Origin of the sequence: Natronorubrum halobium, from assembly GCF_051351675.1 — an archaeon.
Classification (GTDB): domain Archaea; phylum Halobacteriota; class Halobacteria; order Halobacteriales; family Natrialbaceae; genus Natronorubrum.
In genome coordinates this window covers 4,516,887-4,536,371 of sequence record NZ_CP195595.1, presented here as the reverse complement: position 1 = coordinate 4,536,371, position 19,485 = coordinate 4,516,887, and the positions used below count along the sequence as shown (strand labels likewise).

The following is a 19,485-nucleotide window of genomic DNA, read 5'->3' as shown; positions in this document are numbered from 1 at the left end:
CGAGTCAGCCAGAACGGGTATGGCGATCCGGGCGAAAGACGGGGACGAATTCGACGACATGTCCTGGCAGTATTCCGCTCATCTCGTCCCGTATCTCGGCATTCTCCTCCTGGCGATGGCGATCTCCGGTGCGTTAGCCGTCTACACCGTGGTGGCTCGGTCGGACGTGATGGACGAACCGAGCGTCCGGGCGTTCGTCGGATTGAACGCCGGCTGTGCGCTCTGGTCGGGCGCGTACACGTTGCAGATACTGAGCGTCGACCTGCCGACGAAACGGTTCTGGTTGAGCATCGCCTTCGTCGGCTCTATTCTGGTGGTGGTATCGCTGTTCGCCTTCGCCGTCGCGTACTCGGATAACGAACGGTGGCTCACCCGGCGGACTCTCCTCGCGGTGACGTTCGTCCCCGCCGTGGGATTCGTCCTGCACGCGACTCAGTACCGAAACCTGTACGAACGACCACTCGACACCGCCGTCGTCGACGGGTTCGTCGTTCTGGATCGAACGCTGGGGCCGGCGGCGATCGTCACCCTCCTGTTCATGTACGGGCTCGTCGTCGTCGCCGCGGGATTCTTGCTCAAGACGGTGTACGAATCACAACGCGTCTACCGCCTGCAGTCCATCGCCGTCCTGATCGCGGTCCTCGTTCCGTTCGTCCCCAATATCGTGTGGGCGCTCGGTCTGGGTCCGATGGGGAACCTCGATCTGACGCCCGTCGCGTTCACCGTCTCCGGAGTCGTGTTCGCCGTCGCGATCTATCGCCATCACCTGCTGGATATCGCTCCCGTCGCCCGCACTGCCGTCGTCGAGGACATGCGAGACGGCTTCCTCGTCATCGACGAAGCCGGTCGCATCCGGGACAGTAACGCGGCCGCTCGGCGGATCATCTCCGGTGACGAACACAGCTCCATCGTCGGCCGGGACGTGACCGCGGTCCTCCCCGAAATCGCTCCGATCGTCCGCACCGGGGCGTCGACGGGGCAGACCGAAATCGTCGTCGACGGCGACGACGGCCGCCGATTCTTCGACGTGCAAGTCCAGCGTCCCTCGACCGCCGACGAGATTCGGCTGCTTCTCCTTCGCGACGTGACCCAACAGCACGCCGTCGAACAGCGGTATCAGTCCCTCATTGAAAACGCGTCCGACCTCATCACGATGGTCGACGACGGCGGGATAATCCGCTACCAGAGTCCCTCGAGTACGACCGTGCTGGGATTCGAGCCGTCGGAACTGGTGGGACGGTCGGCGTTCGAGTTGGTTCATCCGGACGATCGGGAGCAGATCGTCGAGCAGTTTCACGGCGGACTCGATGCAGCGATCGCGATCGATCGGGCGGAGTATCGCCTCCGAACCGCCGACGGCGAGTGGCGGGACGTCGAGACGATCGGCAGCAACCTGCTCGACGATCCGTTCGTCGAAGGCGTCGTCTTGAACACGCGTGATATCACCGAACGCAAGCGACGCGAACGCGAGATCCGTCGCACGAACGAGCAGCTCGAGCAGTTCGCGGACGTCGTCAGCCACGACCTGCGAAACCCGCTGAACGTCGCACGGGGGTACCTCGAACTGGCCGGCGACGACGTCGACTGCGCGTATCACGAAGACATCGCGCTCGCCCACGGCCGGATGGAGGCGATCATCGAGGACGTGTTACGTCTGGCTCGAGAGGGACAACCGATCGATGACACCGAGCCGATAGACCTCGTCCGAGTCGTCGACCGCGCGTGGACGAACGTCGACACTACCGAGGCGACGCGGTCGGTCGCGAGCGATCGACCGATCGTCGCCGACGAGGACCGGCTGGTACGACTGCTCGAGAACCTGTTTCGGAACAGCGTGGAACACGGTTCCACGAGCAGTCGGCCACAGGCCGACGACAGCGTGGAGCACGGCTCCACGAGCCCTGCGTCGCGCGCTCAGCAGGATGCCGTCGAGCGCGGCTCGACGAACCGTTCAGAACCTGCCGGTTCTGAAGATGCCGTCGAGCACGGTAGCGAGACCGTACACGTACGAATCGGCACCACTTCCGACGGGTTCTTCGTCGAAGACGACGGGCCGGGCATTCCGGCCGACGAGCGCGAACGCGTCCTCGAGTACGGGGAGACGTCGTCGCCGTCCGGAACCGGATTCGGGCTCGCGATCGTCGATCAGATCGCCGACGGCCACGGCTGGACGCTTCGGATCACCGAGAGCGAGGACGGCGGTGCTCGATTCGAGTTCGACACCGACGGCACGTCCGGGACGGCCACGGCGGACCGGGAACCGACTCGCGAGAGTAGCTAACGAGACTGCCCGCGAGAGCGTCGATCGGTCGCTCACGAGAGGGACGGAGGCCGACGGCTCGCTCGGGGTGGCCGCGCCGGAAGACCGACGCTCGCGTCAGAACTCCTCCTCGAGCGTCCCGTATCGCTCCTCGACGGTCTCGAGATAGTCCGAGAGAAAGCGCTCCCGTGTCGGTTCGCCCGCCTCGAGTTCGACCAGTAAGTCCTCGAGTTCACCCCGCGGGTAGTGACAGAGGTCGTCGTGACAGGACTTGCAGAGGTGTTCGAACGATTTGTCCGCGCGGTCCCAGCGATCGCCGTGTTTGTCGTATTCGCGGGCCTTCGACCGAGGCACCTGATCGCCACAGGCGAGACACGTAACCGTCTCAGTGTGGGTCCGGGAGGGCCACATGTGTTCGACAACACTGTGCTAATACTTAGCAATTCTCACACGTCTCCGCCGAGACGACTGTCCGGATGGCTAATCGGTCAGCGGAACGGAGCGTTCGCCGCGAATCGGTTCCCAGCAGGAGGAGTGCAAGCGAGCCGGGCTCGCGTTCGTCACGACGACCCGGATTCGCCGTGCGTTTCGGCTGCGTGATCCGGATTGACTGCACGAGAGTCGCCGCCCGTGTGGCGGTCGCTGATGAAGACGTACTCGATAGCCATCGATTTCGCTTCAGCAACCTACCAGCCGCGGGGGGATAGTGTTTTGTCCGATCGACGACTGTGGCGCGGTAGCGCGTCGCTCTCTCCGGATGCGCGGTTCTTACTCCGGATGATCGTCCTCTACGGATTCTCCTGTCCCTCGTTCGAGCCGTCGGTCACCCCCTCATAGTACCGGACCCAGACCATCTGGGCCGGCGCGATCAACAGCGGGACGACGTACGCCACCGGGAGGCTCACGGCGGCGACGGCGATCGAGAGGACGAAGGCTGCCGGTGAGATCAGTCCCCGAATCGTGATCAGCCGCGCGGCTCCATCGCCGATCTCGTCGTCGGTAACGTCCGTTCGAGCGGCGTAGGCCCAGACGGCGGTCATGAGCACGCCGACGAGGACGAAGTTGATCGCGTACAGCGTCCAGGCGAACCGGGACCCGTAGACGCCCATCATCTCCGTCGGGTAGGGGAGAAACGAGATCGAGAGCAGGAACAGGAGGTTCAGCCACAGCAGGATCCGATCGTGGGCCACGATGTACCGAAAGAGGTTGTGGTGGATGATCCAGTAGAGCCCGACGACGACGAAACTCAGGAGGTAACTGACGAGCAGCGTCTCCTGGTCGGCCACCGCTGACGGGAGCTCCGAGGCGGAGACGTCCGGTACCTCGAACTGCAACACGAGCAGCGTGAGCACGATCGCGAACACGCCGTCGCTCAACGCCTCCATCCGGTCCGTGTCTTCCCCGCCGAGTGTCCGCACCATACGCTGTGCTCCACTCGAGGCAGTGAACACCCTGCCCCGGCTCGCTCGCAGTGCAGTGGCACGGTTCGGCGGATTTGACGTCGGCTCGTTCGGATATCGTGCCTGACAACGCCGTCCGATTTTGGCCACGGGTCGATCGAGTCCGGCGGGAGACGGCGTCCGTGAGCGGTTACTCCGGCCGTCCTCGGCGCGACTGGCCACACCGCGCCGAATCTAATACGTTAAATGCGTACGGGCGATAGCACGGGTATGCAGGTCAAGTCTCGACATCACCTCCGGAGTGACGCCGTCTCGGACGTAGAGAACACGCTCGAGGACCAACTCGGCGTCTCGCCCGACGGTGACGCCTACGAGCGCGTCGAGTTCGAGGAGACCGACTGGGAGGTCGTCCTCATCGACGGCGAGCCGCGAGTCGCCTACTTCGACGACGAGCCGTTTCTGACGGTGAGAGGGGCCAACGCCTACGAGCCCGACAAGCAACTGGTGACGGTCGACGCCGGGGCGATCTCGTTCGTCAGCGACGGCGCGGACGTGATGCGGCCGGGAATCACGGAGGCGACCGACGACATCGAACCCGGCAATCTCGTCGTTATCGCCGAGGAATCCCACGGGAAGGTCCTCGCCGTCGGTCGCGCCCGCGTCGAGGGTTCGGACATGGTCGGGAGCGAGGGCAAGGTCGTCGACTCGCTGCACCACGTCGGCGACGATCTGTACGAATTTAGCGGGTAGTGGACGCTCGAGCGATCGTCGAATCGCTCTCGTAAGAATACTGTACCGCATTCGCACTGAAACAGCCGTTCAGTAGCCGGGCCTACTGATCGATGAGGGTTCCGCCAGTGGGTATTACTCGTGCGTATGCCCGAGTGTCTCGTTTGCCGCGCGATTCAACTGTTCGAGCACCTCTCGAGCCCCTTCGGGCAGATCTTCTTGGGGAGGTTCGAGTGCGGGCTGTTCGTGCGGATCCGGCTCGCCGACGATCACGCTTCCCACCATTCCCATTCCCTCGTGGGGGTGACAGAAGTAGTCGTACACGCCCTCGACGTCGAAGGTTCGTTCGAACGTTCGTCCCTCCTCTCGCAGGATGCCGCTGTCCCAACTCTCCGCTTCGTCGGGAATTCGCTGGGGTTTCTCCGCGTCTGCGTGGTAGGCGGTCGTCGTGTGGTTCCCGCTCTCGAGCGTCCACGTAACGGTACCGCCGGGTTCGATCCAGACGAGGTGGGGCTCGAAGTGGTGTTCGTCGTCGGAGGCCATTGCGACGTCGGCACTCTCGACCGGATTCTCGAGCGCTTCGATGTCGTGGCTGTGCGTCTCGAGGTCCGTGACCGGATCCCCGTCGGGATCGAGTACCCACCAGACGTCGTTGATACCCTGCCCCTCGACGTCGCCCAGTTCCTCGTCTCCGACGAAGTAGTACAACGGCCAGCCGTTCGCCGCGACCTGCCGCGAGCCGTCCTCCCGCTCGAACGTCGTCACGTCGGCTGCAACGTCGTCGCCCATAGTCGGTTCGTCCTCGATCGTTAGTGGCGGCCAATTCTCGGCGCAGTCGTCGTAACACGCGCTCTCCCCCTCACCCCGTTCGTCCTGTTCGAACAGGTATAGCGTCTGGCCGGACGGGCCAACGAGGACGGCGTCACGGTCGCAGTGGCAGTAGACCTGCACTGTCGACCCTGCCGGGTCACCAGATTCACCATCGTTGTCCGTTTCGTTACCGGACTCGTCGTCAGGATTGGATGCCGGTTCGTCGTTCGAGTTGACGGATCCGAGACATCCCGTCAGAGTGATCGCTCCAGCCGTCGCCCCGAGTAGTGTGCGTCGTTTCAGGCGCATACCTGATCGGTCGTCGTTTCAGTACAAGATCATTTTCCGAAGTTCGTCCAAAATTCGTCCAAAGTCCATGGGCTCCGTCAGAGCCACGTGATCCGAGCTAAAAACAAGAGCGCTACGAGTTCGAGACCACACAACATCGTCACGCCGGCCTGCACGTCCGTACCGGAGTTTACGAACCAGCCGATAAAGTCCGGGTGTACGACGTAGAAATACAGCCAGAGGAGGTTCTGAACGAGGAGGAACGTTCCGAACACGAGAAGACCGAGCGTGTGACGAGCGCCGTGCTGACGGTAATTTCGAAGCCAGATCGACCCGAGGGACAGCAGGAGCACTACGTTCACTCCCGCCGCCACCCTCGCCGCGTGGAGCCAGACCTCCATCAGATCTCTATTGCGTCGTCATCGTTATAGGTGCTATCCAAACTCTCTCCCACATTACGGTCCCTCCGGATCGACCGTCTCGAGTATCTCCTCGACGGTGTCCCAGTTCGCCGTCGCTCGGTCGGTGAACAGGTACACGGTGCCGTAGTCACCGCCGGCCGTTCTGACGACGTTGTTGTCCAGCAGCACGTCGAGGTGGTGGCGAATCGTCGTGTAATCCATGTCGAGTTCGGTCGCGAGTTCGTTGGCGTTCCGCGGCCGCTCGTCGAGCGTTCGGACGATCCGTACTCGAGTCGGACCGCCGCGAGAACTCGCGAGCAGGTACCAGAGAACGCCGTCCATCCACTTGGATATCGCATAGCTGGCTTGTAAACACTTGGTCAGGTTAGAGACGTATGACAGTAGAACAAGCAAAGAGATCGAATCGAAAACGGGCGCTTTTAATTCCTAACGAATATGCTGATCGGCGCGCCAGAAACTGCTCCGGCCGCACCGTACGGGACTCGACACCCGCGGACACGACGTTCGAGCCGTCCTACTCCTCGACCGCCTCGAGCGAATCCGCCTCGAAGACGTCGCCGTAGCGTTCGAGCGTCTCCTCGTAGCCGGTCATCGCGAGGTCGTAGGTCTCGCGCAGATCGGCGATCGGCGTCTCGGTCGCGTCGACTCGCAGATCGTTGTACGGCGGCTCCCACTCGTGGGATTCGGTGGTCTCGACGACCACAGCGGCGCTCTGGATCGCCAGGTCGTCACGTTTGTCACCGCCCTCGAGGTCGCCCGCGGCGAGCGCGTCGATCAATAGCTTCGCGAGGGGGTCGGTTTCGACGTCCGCCACGACGGCGCCGGGCCCGGTCGACCGATCCGTCGTCTCGTGGACGGCGTTGGTCTCGTAGTTCGCCGCGGTCGCCTCGAGCACGTCCTCGCCGGTCAGCATGTTCCCGGCGACGGTGAAGCGGTCGCGCTCTTCGTGGCCGAACCAGCCGACGCACTCCTCGCCGGAGAAGACGAAGGTCTCGTCGGCGTCCACGCCGTGAAGCTGTCGGTGTGGAGCTCCGTCGTCGGCGTCGAGCAGCGCCTCGAGCGCGTTCATCAGACTGCGTCTGATGGGCCGTCAGAACGCGCGCGTTCTGACGACGTTGTCGACGGCGAGGCCGTCTTCGACGTACTCGAGTCCGCGTTCGCCGAGTTCGACGTTGACCAGGCTCTGGGTCGCGACGGCTCCGCGTTCGCTGACGAACGGACACAGGGTGCCGACGCCGGGCAGACGCGTCGTGACGGCGATGCCGAACCGCTGGTGAGAGTCGCCGTCGTCGGTCTCGTACGCCTCGCGGACGCAGATGCTGAAGGTCATCGGTCGACGGTTCGTCGGTACGACCGAAAAATCTCCCGTCCGTCGGGTTGCTCCCGCCTCCGTCCCCGAACCCGCCGTCGACGGACAGTTCGAGCCGAAACGTGCGGTTTTGCTGTCCGCTCGAGACCGCGTCTGACGTAAGAACTATACTGACGGCGGCGGTGGGTTACGCCAATGGGACTTATGAGCAAAATTCTCGGCGGGGGCGGTTCCCGAACTGCCGAGGATTACGTCGAACTGGATCTCGACGACGTATCGGCGGACTCGGCCGACGCAGCGATGGAAGTACACATCGCCGAGGTCAGCGGACAGGCCGACGCCATCGACATCAAAGACGCCGTCTACGACGGCGACATCGTTATCGCAGACATCACGCGCCTGCGGACCAACGACAGCACCGTCGAACACATCGTCGACGAACTCCGCCAAGTCGCCCAAGAGGTCGACGGCGACATCGTCCGGAAAGGCGACGATCAGATGATCATCACGCCGACCGGCGTCCGAATCAGCCGCGAAAAGCTGGGCCAGCGGGCCTAAACGAGCCGTCGGTCGGTTCTGCGGACGCTTCGACTCGAGAGCTACGGCGCGGACCGCGAGCCGGAGCCGCCGAATCCGACTCGAGTCCATCGAGGAGTGGTGCTGATCCGGGTCGAAATTCGGTATCGACCGCCGGTCGGGTAGCCCGTCCGGGAGCTGTTTTCACCGGGCGGGAATTCCGGTGTCGGGTTATTACGTGCGGGGTGTAACTCGTTCGCATGACTGGATTCCGAGCGACGGTCGTCGTCCACGAGCCGTCGGACTGTCCGATCGCGGACGTCTCGGCGACCACCGACGATCCGATCACCACCGTGACGCGCTCTCGAGCCGCGACGGACGGCACGGTCGTCGAGGAGTTCGGCGTCGCCGCCGACTCGTCCGCGGAGACGGTCGACGCGAGTACGCAGGCCGAGTTGACGCCCGTGCAGGCCAACGACCGAGAGGAGATCTATCGATTCGAGCGCGAGTCGGCTGCCGACTGCGCCTGCGAGGTCGTCGAACGCACCGGCACACCGATCTCGTCGGTCCGGGCCCAGAACGGCTCGCTCCTGTTGACGTTCCGAACACTCGAACTCGAGGAGATCGCCGACATCGTCGACGGCCTGCGCGATCGGTTCGACGGCGTCCTCGTCGAGGAGCTCACGCAGGACCACGAGGACGAGTCGGCGGACCGGGTGATCGTCGACCGAGACCTGCTCACGACGCGCCAGCGAGAGATCATCGAGACGGCCCACGAACTGGGCTACTTCGAGTATCCGAAGGGTGCAAACGCGACCGACGTCGCCGAGGAACTCGGCATCGCTCGCTCGACGTTCACCGAGCACCTGGCGGCCGCACAGACGAAGTTACTCGACGCGCTCCTCGAGGCGTGATCGCTGGCGTGTCGTGACCGATACGCGTACCGAGCAGAACGAAACGGACCGGACCGGAACGGAACGGAATCCGGACGCCGGCGACCGACTAGTTCGCGACGATCACGGGACGGTCGGTTTCGAGGATCACCGACTGGGTCACGCTTCCGAACACCGCCTTGCCGACGGGTGACCGCTTTCGGGTCCCGAGCACGATCGCGTCGATATCGTTCTCCGCTGCGACCTGCAGGATCCCCTCGGCGGGCTGACCGACCATGACCTCACGCGTCGCCTCGATGCCTGCCGTCTCGAGCCGTCGCTCGACATCGTCGACCGAATCGGGGAGATCCCGAATTTCGGGCAACGACTCGTTCACGTCGTCGATAAACGTCGTCCCGGCCTCGTCGGGCATCGTGTCGATCTCTTCGATGACGTGGAGGACCGTTACCGACAGTTCGTCCGCCTCACCGGGCAGTGAGAGCACCGCGTCTACCTGTTCGTTCGCTCGATCGCCGTTCTCATCGACCGGCAGGAGTACGTCGAACATACACACACTTCATCTCGCAGTCCAATATACGTGGGGGCGAGTCGGCGAGTTGGCGGCATCGACGAGTCCTTCGAGCGACCGAGGCGTTCCCGTCGCGTTCAGCGGCGGTCGACGCGGCGGAGGACGAGCGCGACCGTCGCACCGGTCGCGGCGATCGCGGCGAGGACGACGAACAGGACCTGGGCGGAGGCGTACGTGAGGACCCCGCCGGCGAGCCCGGCACCCAGCGCGCCGATACCGAATATCGTGAGGAACGTGTAGCCGAAGGAGAGGCCGCGCGTTCCCGGCGGCGAGTGTTTCGCCACGGCGGCCTGTTGGAGCGGCTGAATCGTAAAGAGGACGACCCCGAGCAGGAGCGAGACGGCCACGAACGTCCCGGTCGTCGCGGTGGCGGGGACGAACAGGAGCGCGAGAGCGGAGAGCGTTCCGAGGACGTAGCTCAGCGCCCGTTCGATCGTCATCCGGTCCGCGAGATGGCCGCCGAGGTACTGCCCGAAGACGCCGAAGACGAGGATGCCGACGTAGAAGTAGCGCGCGAGGTCGAACTCGTCGGCGTACGGACTGTCCGGATCGACCAGTTCGACGGTGACGAGCGGCTCGAGGAAGTCGCTCAACAGATCCGGCAGGAAGGTCAGAAACGCCCGGTAGTAGAGCCCGCTCGTCATCACCACGACGATGACGAGTCCGAACCCGACCGTCGCGAGCAGACGGGTGTCCTCGAGGACGGTCGCGAGCGACACCCGTCCTTTCGTATCGCCTGCGCGTTCGTCGCCGCCGTCGGTCGTCGCCGGCGTCTCCACGTTCGCATCCGACGGCGACGTATCGACGAACAGGCCGAGCAGAAAGACGACGAGCGCCGGAACGGCGAGTGCCATCGAGACGAGTCGCCAGTCGTACCAGAGCAACAGCAGTACGGTCGCGAGCGGTCCGAGCGCGATCCCGATGTTCCCGCCGATCCCGTGATACCCGAACGCGATTCCCGTTCGCTCGACGCGAGTCGAGAGCAACGCCAGCCCGGCCGGGTGGTACACGCTCGCCGTGACGCCCCAGCACCCGATCGCGAGCGCCAGCACGAGGATCGATCCGGCCAGCCCGACGAGGACGAACGAACCGGCCATTCCCGCGAGACACGCGAGGATGAGCGGTTTCGATCCGTAGCGATCGACGAGGATACCGCCCGGGAGTGCACCGACGCCGAACAGTCCGTACCCGACCGTGACGATCAGTCCGAGCGTCGCGGCGGTCGTCGAAAACTCCGCGAGCCAGACCGTCATCAGGATCGGAATCGACAGCTCGTAGGTGTGGACGAGCCCGTGTGCCGCCGCGGTGAACAGAACAATCCGACGATCCGATTGCGCCATATTTTCGAGTCGATTCGCCCGACCGATTTAACACGTGTGGCTTCGCTCCGGCGGGACCGCGTCGCCTCGCGGCGAGCGTTCACCGCTCGTTCGAGCATTCGGTATCACTTTGACCGATGCCGTCCCCAGTCGACGGTATGGACGTTATTCACACGGCCATCTGGGTATCGGATATCGACCGGACGCGGGAGTACTACGTCGACGGGCTCGGACTGGCCGAGAACTGGGCGTTCACCGCGGACGACGGGGTGCAAAACGTCTACATCGGCGGCGAGCACGGGGAGTTCCAGTTCAAGTACGATCCGGACGGCGGGCCGGAGATCGATTCGGGAACGATGGCACACGTGGCCGTCGGCGTCGACAGCACCGACGAGACGTTCGACCGGTTGGTCGAGCGCGAAGATCCGCCGGTTCGCGAGGAGCCGACGACGATGGACGAGATCGATCGTCGGGTCGCGTTCGTCGAGGATCCGGACGGCTACGTCGTCGAACTCGTCGAGCGACTCGAGTAGACGGGCTCGAGACGCATCGACGGCTCGTGAGCGTCAGTAGCGAGAGTAGTGACGGGAGGAGACGGTAGCGGTCGAGTTCTGCGGCGGGACGCACTGAACGTCACGCGTCGGTAGCCGCCGGGTTCGCGACCGACGCCGGGGTCCGGACGACGACGACGAGCAACCCGGCTGCCAGGAGGACGAGTCCGGCGAGCAGGAGCCACGACGCGCGGTAGCCGACGGTATCCGCGAGGTATCCGAACGCGGGCGGGGCGAGGAGGGCGCCGCTCGTCAGCGCGAGTTGCCCACCCGCAGTCGCACCCCCCATTTCCTCGGCGCGGACGAGCGTAGCCATGACCGAATAGTAGATTCCGGTGTAGCCGAGGACGAAGAAGCCGAGCGCGGAGAACGCGATCGTCGCGCCGAGGGCGGTCGTCGTCGAGGCGACGACGACGAACATGGCCGCGCCGGCGAGGGTCTGGACGATGAGGATGCTGCCGATTCTGACCTGCGGATCGCCGGGCAGCGCGTCGCTCAACCAGCCCGTCGTGACGCGGCCGACGCTGCCGAACAGTTGCACGAGTGCCAGAACGACGCCGCTGTAGGCGACCGACGCGCCGACCGACTCCTCGACGTACAACACCGTGTATCCGGTAGTGGTGAACAACGCGGCCCCGAGGAAGAGGCCGGCGACCGTCAGCAGGACGTACGGCCGATTCGAGAGGAGCGCTCGGAAATCGGGATACTCGGCCGTCTCCCCGGCACTCGCCCCCGAATAGGTCACGTAGAACGTCGCCGCGACGAGGAGCGCGAAGGCGACCGCGATGAGGAATCCGGCCTGCCAGAACAGTACCCCGGCGAGGCCTGTCACCAGCAGCGCGCTGATTCCGCTCCCGCCCGTCACGCCGACCTGCTTGATCCCCATCGCGAGGTTCTGCTTGCCGGGTGCGATGTTGTCGAAGACGGCCTTGTTCGTCCCCGGCATCGCGGTCCCGTACAACGATCCCAGGACGAAGACCGCCACCAGTAGCAGGCCGAACGTGGGTGCGCCCGCGACCAGTGCGGTCCCGGCCGCGAGCCCGACCAGTCCGAGCGTGAGCGTCAACCGTTCGCCGAACCGATCCACCAGCGCACCGAGCGGGAGCAAGAAGACGGCGTAGCCGAGCGTGAGCATCGTGACGACGACGCCGACCCAGAACCGGGAGAGTTCGAACGCGTCCCGAAAGAACGGCGTCGCAGCGAAGACCGAATAGTAGCAGATGCTCGCGGACACCTGCCACATCGTGACGAGTAACACCGTCCGCCAGTACGACCGATTCATTATCTGATGAGTCTTGGAAAACGGCTTAAAAAAGGGTGCCGAATCACGATTTTGCTACTGTAGTGGCAACTTACTTGTCATATTCTTCTCACCATTGTTGGATTCAACTCTAAACCACGTTGTGTACGGTAGAATAATACTTAGGCGAATTTGACACGACCTCGGGTACGGTCAATCAGCACGAAATACGTCATATGTAATCCAAATTCACCATGATCTTTTAATGCTAAACAACAGATTTTTATATTGTTAATCAAAATTAGTGGCGTAGATGTGTGCCAATAGAGATCACAGTCGGCGAGACGTTCTGAAGGGTGCAACGACGGCCGGCGTTATCGGACTGGCGGGCTGTCTCGGTGGGGACGACGACACGATTTCCGTGACGATCGGCGGAACGTCCTCCGGAAGTTCAACACAAGCAGCGGGACAGGCGCTCGCTCGCGCCGCAAACGAACACAGCGATGTCGTCGATATCTCCGTCCAGGTAACGGACGGGTGGACGGCGAACCTTCGCGAGTTCGATGACGACAACATCCCCGCGATGGGGGTCGACAACAACTCGATCTCGAAGGCGATGAACGACGAAGGGCCGTTCGAGGAGAACCCCGTCGATTCGCTCCCCCATCAGGGATTCATGTTCACGTCGCTCCAGATTCACATGGTCGGCCTCGAGGGCAGCGGCCTCGAGTCGACTGCGGACTTGCAGGACGGCGGTTACACGATCTACCCGATTCAGCCCGGCTTCGGGACCCGCCTGCTGACGGAGGAAGTCCTCAAGGACGCCGGCGTCTGGGAACCGAACGAGATCAACAACGCGGACACCGGCGACATTCCCGGCCAGGTCGAGGAAGGGAACGTCGACGCGCTCTGTCTGTACGGCGCGAACGGCGTCGAACTCTCCGGCTGGTGCCAGGAAGTCGACGTCCGAAGTGGCGACGGACTCTATCTGCTCGAGGTCGACGACGACTTCAGGCAGGCCATCGAAGACCACCCCGGCGCGCTGCTCGAGGAGTTCGAGCCCTACGGCTACGAGCAGGACGTGACCGATGTTACCGATACGGTCACCTCCTGGTCGCTCGCGGCGCAGTGGGCGTTCGGCCCCGATATTCCCGCCGAAGCGACCAAAGAGATCGCCCGCCTTTCGAACGAACACCACGACACCCTCCGCGAGTCGGACTCCACGACGCTCGAGTTCACGCCCGAACTGATGACGGAGACGGTCATGGAGGACCTGGAAATCCACGAGGGGGTCGCCGAGTTCTTCGAAGAGAACGACGTCTGGGACGACGCCTGGGAGCGCGGCGAGGCTTCCGAGTAGTAACCGGGCCGAATAGACCGATTTCCCTTTCGTAAATCCTGACAAATGGTAAAAAACGACGACGACAAGAGCACTGACGATACCAGAGACGGCGACGAGTTGGATGTTCCGGACCCCGAAGAAGAGGACATCCTCGACACCAGCGGGCCCCTGTCGGTCGCCGAGGGGCTCCGAGGCAAGTTCGAGTGGGCAGTGATCCTCGGCTCGATCCCGTTCTGGTTGCTGGTTTTCTGGTACTCCCAAACGCAAATGATGTCCCGGGAGCGGTACGGTATTCTCTTCCTCGGCGGCATTCTCGTGTTGTACCTGCTGATCGAACTCCCGGACACGATCGAGGAGAACAATTGGCTCGAGACGGCGCTGCTGTCCGCTTCGGGCGTGATCATCACGGTTGCGACGGTGTACCTGTTCGTGTTCCACCAGGACGTGATTATCGACCGGGCCGGCCACGCCCACAACTACGAGATCGCACTCGCGCTCGCGATTTCGCTGATGATGATCTACCTCACGTGGCGATCGTTCGGGATGACCTTCCTGATCGTCGTGCTCGGCGGTATCGGGTACGGATTCGCCGGACCGTACCTCTCGGGAACGCTCAGCCACGGCGGGCTCACCTTCGAGCGAACGCTCCGAATCCTCGCCATCAGCGGCGACGGGTTCTACGGCTTCTTGACCCAGCTCGTCGCGGCCTGGATCGCCCTCTTCCTGCTGTACGCTGGACTGTTGAAGGCGTACGGCGCGTTCGATCTGATTCTCCGGATCGCCGTTCGATCCGCGAAGTACATCGACTCCGGCATCGCACAGACGGCGGTCCTCGCGAGCGCCGTCATCGGGTCGGTCAACGGGAGCCAGACCGCGAACGCCGGGATGACCGGCTCGTTCACGATCCCGCTCATGAAAAAGAGCGGCATCAAGCCCGAGACCGCCGGCGGGATCGAATCGGTCGCATCGACGTCGGGTCAGGTGTTGCCGCCGGTCATGGGCGCCGGTGCCTTCATCATGGCCTCACTGATCAACGGCGTCACGTACGGAGACGTTATTCTGGCCGGCCTCATCCCCGCAGTGATCCTCGTAGTCTCGATCTTCATCGCGGTCCACTACGTGGCCGCCCCGCAGATCGAAGACCCCTCCATGGGCGGGATATTCGACGATAAATTGGATCAGAAGGATCTGGTTCTCGAGTCGATCAAGTACGGCGTGCCGCTGCTCATACTGATCTACCAGCTCGGTATCGTTCAGGTGACGGTGATGACGGCGGCACTGCAGACGGCCGCCTCCATGATCGCGCTCGGAATCCTGATTCCGCTCGTCGACGCGCAACTCGAGGGTGAGGATCTCGGTGCGGCGCTGGCCCACACGCTCAAACAGACGCTCGAGGGCTTCCGTCAGGGCGTCATCGTGGTCGCACCGATCGCGATCATCCTGGCGGCGATCAACGGGGTCGTCGACATTCTGATGGCGACCGGCGTGCCGACGGCGATCTCGCTCACGCTGATGGATCTCTCCGGGGGCGTCCCCATCATCGCGTTCGTCCTCGCGATGATCATCTGCATCATACTCGGCCTCGGGATGCCGACGACGGCATCCTACACCGTCGTCGCGTTGTTGATCGCGCCGACGCTCATCAGCCAGTTCTTCATCCCGGAACTCGCCGCACACTTCTTCGTCTTCTACGCGGCGATTCTGGCGGGACTGACGCCGCCGATCGCGACGTGTGTCGCGGTCGCAACGGGGATCGCCGGCGGCGACTTCTGGCGGACCTGTCTCGAAGCGATCAAGATCTCCGCGCCGCTGTTCGTTCTCCCGTTCGCGTTCGTCTACCATCCGGAGATGGTCTCGGGAGAGTTCACCACGGCCGCACTGATGGCCGGTGGTATCGCGCTTCTGGCATCGATCGCGATCATCCACGGGATCAACTACCAGTTCACCTTCGGCCGCGGCCCGACGATGGGCCTCAGGGCCGTGTTCGCTCTGGCCGGGATCGTCGCGATGGTTCACCCCGAACAGATGCTGCAACTCGGAGCGCTCGCCCTCATCCTCGTCCTCTATGGCCTTCAGACGACGCTCGGACGGTCGGAGCCGACCGGAACGGTTTCCGGTACCGGTCGCGGCGAGTAGCCCTGATCGGGTTCGTCGCACCGGTTCCGTCACCGACGATTCTTTCGTCCGTTCGTTCCAACCGTTTCTTCACCCGTTCGCGATCGCACCGATCTCGATACTCGCGTAACCTCCATGAAAGACGATTACGGTAATCGGCGAGCTATCGACTGACTATCTGTTCGTTTATCGCGAAACGAGCGTTCGTCTGCAGTCGTACAATCGGCAAAATTCGAACATCCGGAGTGTCGATCAGCGACACCGAACAAACGACAATACTTTTCCAATGGGGTACGGAAGTTCGACTATGGCTGACGATCTCAAGAAAGGGCTGGAGGGAGTCCTTGTTGCAGAGTCCGGACTCAGCTCGATCGACGGTGACGAAGGTCGACTGATCTATCGAGGGTATCCGATCGAAGATCTCGCCCGGGGCGCGAGCTACGAGGAAGTCGTCTACCTCCTCTGGCACGGCGAGCTTCCGAACGCGGACGAACTCGAGGAGTTCACCGCGTCGATCAACGAGGAACGCACCGTCTCCGAGGACGTACTCGACACCATGGAACGTCTCGCGGCAACCGACGAGCAGCCGATGGCCGCACTCCGGACTGCGGTCTCGATGTTCTCTGCGTCCGAGCCCGAAGGCGACGCCGAGCCCGAGGACCTCGAGGCGACGCTCCGCAAGGGGCGGCGCATCACGGCCAAGATTCCGACCGCGCTCGCAGCGTTCGAGCGCTACCGGCTCGACGAGGAGCCGCTCGACCCCCACCCCGATCTGGGGCTCGCCGCGAACTTCCTGTACATGCTGACCGGCGAGGAGCCGAGCGACATCCACGCCGAAACGTTCGACCAGGCGCTGATCCTGCACGCGGATCACGGCCTGAACGCCTCGACGTTCACGTCGATGGTGATCGGCTCGACGATGGCGGACATTTACAGCGCCGTCACCGGCGGTGTCAGTGCCCTCTCCGGCCCACTGCACGGCGGCGCGAATCAGGACGTCATGGAGGTACTCTTCGAGATCGACGAGAGCGACCTCGACCACCGCGAGTGGGTCGAGCAAGCGAACGAAGAGGGGCGACGCATCCCCGGCTTCGGCCACCGCGTCTACAACGTCAAGGACCCGCGGGCGAAGATCCTCCAGGAGCGCAGCGAGGAACTCGCCGACGAAGGCGACGACAAGTGGTACAACTACACGACGACGATCGAGCAGTACCTCTCCGAGGAGCAGGGGCTCGCCGAGAAGGGCATCGCCCCGAACGTCGACTTCTACTCCGGCTCGGTCTACTATCAGCTCGGCATCCCGATCGACATGTACACCCCCATCTTCGCGATGAGCCGCGTCGGCGGCTGGGTCGGCCACGTCCTCGAGTACCAGGAGAACAACCGGCTCATTCGCCCGCTCTCGCGGTACACCGGACCGGAGAATCAGGAGTTCGTTCCGCTCGAAGACCGGTAACGACGCGTCACGGACGCCGAACTAACGTTTTGGACGCGACGTACCACGGATAGCGACGGGTACAGCCAGATCACTGTCCGCGAGAACCGCCACCGCTCGAGATTCGCTTCGGGACCGTTACTCGGATAGTTCTCCGACCAGCAGCGAGACGCCGATCAGCGAGGTGAGCAGGACGGCGAGGTTAAACGCCGCGCGCATCAGCGGCTGGTACTTCGGATCGACCCAGAGATCGATCGCGTCGGTGGCGCTGCCGTAGAACTGGACCAGTGCGAAGACGGCCAGCAGCGAACAGACGCCGAGCGCGCCCCAGGCGAGGTATCGCTTGATCCGCTCCGAGTCCGGCTCGAGTCCAGTGTCGGTACGCGGTTCCGTATCGGGCCTCGGTTCGGCAGTGTCCGTCTGCCGGTCCGGGTCGGTCAACTGTTCGGCCTCCGTCTCGACTGGGGTGTCTGTCTTCGTCGGTGTGTCAGTCATCGGTATCTCCGTGCGAGTGCGATAGTCGCGAGCAGTGCAGCGGCGGCGACGGCTCCCCCGAAGCCGGGCGTTCCGTCCTCGTCGCGGTCGTCGTTTCGGTCGTGAGTCGATTCGTCCGCGTCGGCGGCGGCGTCCGAGGAGAGGCCGGAACCGCCGGTGAAGTCGCTCACCTCGAGTCCGTCTTCGCCGTCGGCCTCGTCGACGGACAGCGATCCCGGTCCGAGGTTGGCGACCGCGCGGTCGGTCTCGACGATGGTGCCGTCCCGCCAGAGCACCGCGTCGAGGTAGTAGTCGTACTCCTGTGCGACCTCGAGTTCGACCGTCGGCGACGCGGTCTCGCCGGCGTCGACCGTCGACAGGTCGACGGTCGCGGAGTCGGCGACGATCTCCGAGCCGGCCTGTCGGGCCTTCACCTCGAGTTCGAGGTCGGGTTCGGGATCGTCGCCCGTGTTAGTGAGGTAGCTCGCGACCTCCAGCGAGGCCCGGTCGTCGGTCGACGACTCGATGGCGTACTCGATCGCGGGGACGTCCGCGAGGCTCCCGCTCCCGCCGAAGCGGTGGAACTCGACGTCGGTATCGGCGTAGGCGGGCGTCAGCGCGTCGACGCCCTGGATCGAGTGACTGGTCGATTCGGTTCGCGCGCCGTCTCGATAGATGAGGGTCTCGATCTCGTAGCTACTCTCCCGCGGGACCGCGACCGAATCCGTGACGACGGTCTCCGCTTCGGCGTCGGATTCCTCGCCCAGCGTCTCGACCTCGCGTTCGGTCGTGTTCTCGACGAGTCCGCTGTTCGTGTCGGTCACCCGGTGGACGACGGTGACGTTCTCGACGGGATCGCCGCGGTGTGCGAGGTGGGTGTCGACGGCGAGCGTGGCGGTTCCGCCGGTTACCTCCTCGGTGCTGATCGTGATCTCCGCCAGCGATACGTCACCCTCGGTCTCCACGTCGGCGGCCGCCTCGGAGTCGTCGGGATCGGACACTGCGCCGGCGAGGGCGAGCGTCGAGAGCGCTCCGATAACGACCACGAGTGCGGCGATAGCCAGCACGGACTCGCGGTTCATAGCAGCCGCTTTCGATCAATTGTATAAGTGCTTTGTGTGGTCAGCTGAAGAGTATTATCTGATACCGTAACTGTAAGCGCGCATCCGATCGCACAGGAGGTGTGAGCCGGCGGGATTCCGGTCCTCGCCTTCCGACAGGAGTCCGCCGCTGGTTCGAGTAGTGCGGGTAGGAGAGAGCCGAACGTCGGCTGAACGCGACCGACGAGTCTGTGAGGGCGGGCAGTACGTCCAAGGCGGAAGCGCCCGTACGTCCGATCGTGCAGGTCTTCGTCTACGGAACACTGACCGACCCGGAGCAGGTGGCGGCGCTCCTCGGCGACGGTCCCGGCGCGTACGAGTTCGTCGGTCCGGCGATGCTCGAGGGGTTCCAGCGGGTCGACGGCCGGTATCCGACGCTCCTCCCGGGAGCGCGCGTCGAGGGCGAACTGCTCGCAGTCGACGAACCGGCACTCGAGCGACTCGATCGGTACGAGGGCGTCGACCGAGGGCTGTACGTTCGGGTTTCGGTGCCGAAAGCGGACGGTGGGTCGGCAGCGGTTTACGTCGGTAACCCGGCGCAACTCGGCGTGGCGGCCGACGGTGCGTGGGCCGACGAAGGGTCGTTCGGCGACGCCGTTCGATCGTATATTCTGCGAGAAAATACCGTGGTACGAAGTCACGAATGACGGTCGTCTGCCGACCGTCTGACACCGTCGTTTTCTTTGTCCCGTCTGGCGATTTCACTTTCACCGC

19 protein-coding genes and 1 pseudogene are annotated in these 19,485 nt (G+C 63.8%); 9 read left to right on the top strand and 11 right to left on the bottom strand.

The genetic code is table 11. From position 1 onward, the window contains the following. Positions 1-19: 19 nt before the first annotated feature. Positions 20-2,281, top strand: a complete 2,262-nt coding sequence (locus ACSFC7_RS22700) for a histidine kinase N-terminal 7TM domain-containing protein (protein ID WP_436345154.1) — start codon at positions 20-22, stop codon at positions 2,279-2,281. Between the two features lie 96 nt (positions 2,282-2,377). Here ACSFC7_RS22700 and ACSFC7_RS22695 read toward each other — a convergent pair whose 3' ends face one another. Both ACSFC7_RS22695 and ACSFC7_RS22690 read right to left on the bottom strand, forming a co-directional pair. Continuing rightward, entirely contained in the window at positions 2,378-2,671 is a 294-nt protein-coding gene (locus tag ACSFC7_RS22695; protein WP_436345152.1) for a DUF7562 family protein, read from the bottom strand. 377 nt (positions 2,672-3,048) lie between these two features. Continuing rightward, a complete protein-coding gene (locus ACSFC7_RS22690; protein ID WP_436345150.1) occupies positions 3,049-3,681 on the bottom strand; it encodes a TMEM175 family protein in 633 nt (210 codons plus the stop codon). A 249-nt stretch (positions 3,682-3,930) separates the two neighbouring features. Between ACSFC7_RS22690 and ACSFC7_RS22685 the strand changes: the two genes are divergently transcribed. Further along, positions 3,931-4,410, top strand: coding sequence for an RNA-binding protein (locus ACSFC7_RS22685; protein WP_436345149.1), 480 nt, complete (start codon positions 3,931-3,933; stop codon positions 4,408-4,410). A 114-nt stretch (positions 4,411-4,524) separates the two neighbouring features. On the opposite strand, the gene ACSFC7_RS22680 is transcribed toward ACSFC7_RS22685, so the two are convergent. The 4 genes and pseudogenes from ACSFC7_RS22680 to ACSFC7_RS22665 form a co-directional block, all read right to left on the bottom strand. Then, positions 4,525-5,508, bottom strand: coding sequence for a plastocyanin/azurin family copper-binding protein (locus tag ACSFC7_RS22680; RefSeq protein WP_436345147.1), 984 nt, complete (start codon positions 5,506-5,508; stop codon positions 4,525-4,527). A gap of 77 nt (positions 5,509-5,585) precedes the next feature. Continuing rightward, a complete protein-coding gene (locus ACSFC7_RS22675) occupies positions 5,586-5,888 on the bottom strand; it encodes a hypothetical protein (protein WP_436345145.1) in 303 nt (100 codons plus the stop codon). A 54-nt stretch (positions 5,889-5,942) separates the two neighbouring features. After that, positions 5,943-6,230 (bottom strand): winged helix-turn-helix domain-containing protein, encoded by a 288-nt coding sequence (locus ACSFC7_RS22670; protein WP_436345144.1) that lies wholly within the window; start codon positions 6,228-6,230, stop codon positions 5,943-5,945. A gap of 193 nt (positions 6,231-6,423) precedes the next feature. After that, a pseudogene (locus ACSFC7_RS22665) lies at positions 6,424-7,239 on the bottom strand (DUF1028 domain-containing protein). A 174-nt stretch (positions 7,240-7,413) separates the two neighbouring features. Here ACSFC7_RS22665 and ACSFC7_RS22660 point away from each other — a divergent pair. Together ACSFC7_RS22660 and ACSFC7_RS22655 are read left to right on the top strand one after the other, a co-directional pair. Continuing rightward, positions 7,414-7,776: a cell division protein SepF gene (locus ACSFC7_RS22660; RefSeq protein ID WP_436345143.1), complete on the top strand. Its 363-nt coding sequence runs from the start codon at positions 7,414-7,416 to the stop codon at positions 7,774-7,776. Positions 7,777-7,994: 218 nt separating this feature from the next. Further along, positions 7,995-8,648 (top strand): helix-turn-helix domain-containing protein, encoded by a 654-nt coding sequence (locus tag ACSFC7_RS22655; protein ID WP_436345141.1) that lies wholly within the window; start codon positions 7,995-7,997, stop codon positions 8,646-8,648. An 88-nt stretch (positions 8,649-8,736) separates the two neighbouring features. Here ACSFC7_RS22655 and ACSFC7_RS22650 read toward each other — a convergent pair whose 3' ends face one another. Together ACSFC7_RS22650 and ACSFC7_RS22645 are read right to left on the bottom strand one after the other, a co-directional pair. Next, positions 8,737-9,174, bottom strand: a complete 438-nt coding sequence (locus ACSFC7_RS22650) for a universal stress protein (protein WP_436345139.1) — start codon at positions 9,172-9,174, stop codon at positions 8,737-8,739. A 98-nt stretch (positions 9,175-9,272) separates the two neighbouring features. Continuing rightward, positions 9,273-10,535 carry an MFS transporter gene (locus tag ACSFC7_RS22645; protein WP_436345137.1) on the bottom strand — a complete coding sequence of 421 codons (1,263 nt, stop codon included), beginning with the start codon at positions 10,533-10,535 and terminating at the stop codon, positions 9,273-9,275. Between the two features lie 137 nt (positions 10,536-10,672). Between ACSFC7_RS22645 and ACSFC7_RS22640 the strand changes: the two genes are divergently transcribed. After that, complete coding sequence (locus ACSFC7_RS22640; RefSeq protein WP_436345135.1) at positions 10,673-11,047, top strand: VOC family protein; 375 nt, start codon at positions 10,673-10,675, stop codon at positions 11,045-11,047. 100 nt (positions 11,048-11,147) lie between these two features. On the opposite strand, the gene ACSFC7_RS22635 is transcribed toward ACSFC7_RS22640, so the two are convergent. Then, complete coding sequence (locus ACSFC7_RS22635; protein WP_436345133.1) at positions 11,148-12,347, bottom strand: MFS transporter; 1,200 nt, start codon at positions 12,345-12,347, stop codon at positions 11,148-11,150. A gap of 307 nt (positions 12,348-12,654) precedes the next feature. On the opposite strand from ACSFC7_RS22635, the gene ACSFC7_RS22630 reads away from it, so the two are divergent. The 3 genes from ACSFC7_RS22630 (at position 12,655) to citZ (ending at position 17,218) form a co-directional block, all read left to right on the top strand. Continuing rightward, the gene (locus ACSFC7_RS22630) at positions 12,655-13,665 is read left to right on the top strand and encodes a TAXI family TRAP transporter solute-binding subunit (RefSeq protein WP_436348024.1); all 1,011 of its coding nucleotides are present in this window, start codon (positions 12,655-12,657) and stop codon (positions 13,663-13,665) included. 45 nt (positions 13,666-13,710) lie between these two features. Then, positions 13,711-15,783: a TRAP transporter permease gene (locus tag ACSFC7_RS22625; RefSeq protein ID WP_436345132.1), complete on the top strand. Its 2,073-nt coding sequence runs from the start codon at positions 13,711-13,713 to the stop codon at positions 15,781-15,783. Between the two features lie 286 nt (positions 15,784-16,069). Then, the gene (citZ, locus tag ACSFC7_RS22620) at positions 16,070-17,218 is read left to right on the top strand and encodes a citrate synthase (RefSeq protein ID WP_436345131.1); all 1,149 of its coding nucleotides are present in this window, start codon (positions 16,070-16,072) and stop codon (positions 17,216-17,218) included. Between the two features lie 117 nt (positions 17,219-17,335). Here the strand turns inward: citZ and ACSFC7_RS22615 are convergent, their stop codons facing one another. Both ACSFC7_RS22615 and ACSFC7_RS22610 read right to left on the bottom strand, forming a co-directional pair. After that, positions 17,336-17,692, bottom strand: a complete 357-nt coding sequence (locus ACSFC7_RS22615) for a hypothetical protein (protein WP_436345130.1) — start codon at positions 17,690-17,692, stop codon at positions 17,336-17,338. Beyond that, positions 17,689-18,753 (bottom strand): DUF7490 domain-containing protein, encoded by a 1,065-nt coding sequence (locus ACSFC7_RS22610; RefSeq protein ID WP_436345128.1) that lies wholly within the window; start codon positions 18,751-18,753, stop codon positions 17,689-17,691. The genes ACSFC7_RS22615 and ACSFC7_RS22610 overlap by 4 nt, the downstream gene beginning before the upstream one ends. Before the next feature lie 257 nt (positions 18,754-19,010). Between ACSFC7_RS22610 and ACSFC7_RS22605 the strand changes: the two genes are divergently transcribed. After that, complete coding sequence (locus ACSFC7_RS22605; RefSeq protein WP_436345126.1) at positions 19,011-19,418, top strand: gamma-glutamylcyclotransferase family protein; 408 nt, start codon at positions 19,011-19,013, stop codon at positions 19,416-19,418. Positions 19,419-19,485 lie beyond the last annotated feature (67 nt).

Coding starts and splice junctions, on each gene's coding strand:
- ACSFC7_RS22640 (WP_436345135.1), top strand. CDS start 10,673: ATGGACGTTATTCACACGGCCATCTGGGTATCGGATATCGACCGGACG.
- ACSFC7_RS22635 (WP_436345133.1), bottom strand. CDS start 12,347: ATGAATCGGTCGTACTGGCGGACGGTGTTACTCGTCACGATGTGGCAG.
- ACSFC7_RS22615 (WP_436345130.1), bottom strand. CDS start 17,692: ATGACTGACACACCGACGAAGACAGACACCCCAGTCGAGACGGAGGCC.
- ACSFC7_RS22695 (WP_436345152.1), bottom strand. CDS start 2,671: ATGTGGCCCTCCCGGACCCACACTGAGACGGTTACGTGTCTCGCCTGT.
- ACSFC7_RS22700 (WP_436345154.1), top strand. CDS start 20: ATGGCGATCCGGGCGAAAGACGGGGACGAATTCGACGACATGTCCTGG.
- ACSFC7_RS22625 (WP_436345132.1), top strand. CDS start 13,711: ATGGTAAAAAACGACGACGACAAGAGCACTGACGATACCAGAGACGGC.
- ACSFC7_RS22650 (WP_436345139.1), bottom strand. CDS start 9,174: ATGTTCGACGTACTCCTGCCGGTCGATGAGAACGGCGATCGAGCGAAC.
- ACSFC7_RS22690 (WP_436345150.1), bottom strand. CDS start 3,681: ATGGTGCGGACACTCGGCGGGGAAGACACGGACCGGATGGAGGCGTTG.
- ACSFC7_RS22680 (WP_436345147.1), bottom strand. CDS start 5,508: ATGCGCCTGAAACGACGCACACTACTCGGGGCGACGGCTGGAGCGATC.
- ACSFC7_RS22660 (WP_436345143.1), top strand. CDS start 7,414: ATGGGACTTATGAGCAAAATTCTCGGCGGGGGCGGTTCCCGAACTGCC.
- ACSFC7_RS22685 (WP_436345149.1), top strand. CDS start 3,931: ATGCAGGTCAAGTCTCGACATCACCTCCGGAGTGACGCCGTCTCGGAC.
- ACSFC7_RS22610 (WP_436345128.1), bottom strand. CDS start 18,753: ATGAACCGCGAGTCCGTGCTGGCTATCGCCGCACTCGTGGTCGTTATC.
- citZ (WP_436345131.1), top strand. CDS start 16,070: ATGGCTGACGATCTCAAGAAAGGGCTGGAGGGAGTCCTTGTTGCAGAG.
- ACSFC7_RS22645 (WP_436345137.1), bottom strand. CDS start 10,535: ATGGCGCAATCGGATCGTCGGATTGTTCTGTTCACCGCGGCGGCACAC.
- ACSFC7_RS22655 (WP_436345141.1), top strand. CDS start 7,995: ATGACTGGATTCCGAGCGACGGTCGTCGTCCACGAGCCGTCGGACTGT.
- ACSFC7_RS22670 (WP_436345144.1), bottom strand. CDS start 6,230: ATGGACGGCGTTCTCTGGTACCTGCTCGCGAGTTCTCGCGGCGGTCCG.
- ACSFC7_RS22675 (WP_436345145.1), bottom strand. CDS start 5,888: ATGGAGGTCTGGCTCCACGCGGCGAGGGTGGCGGCGGGAGTGAACGTA.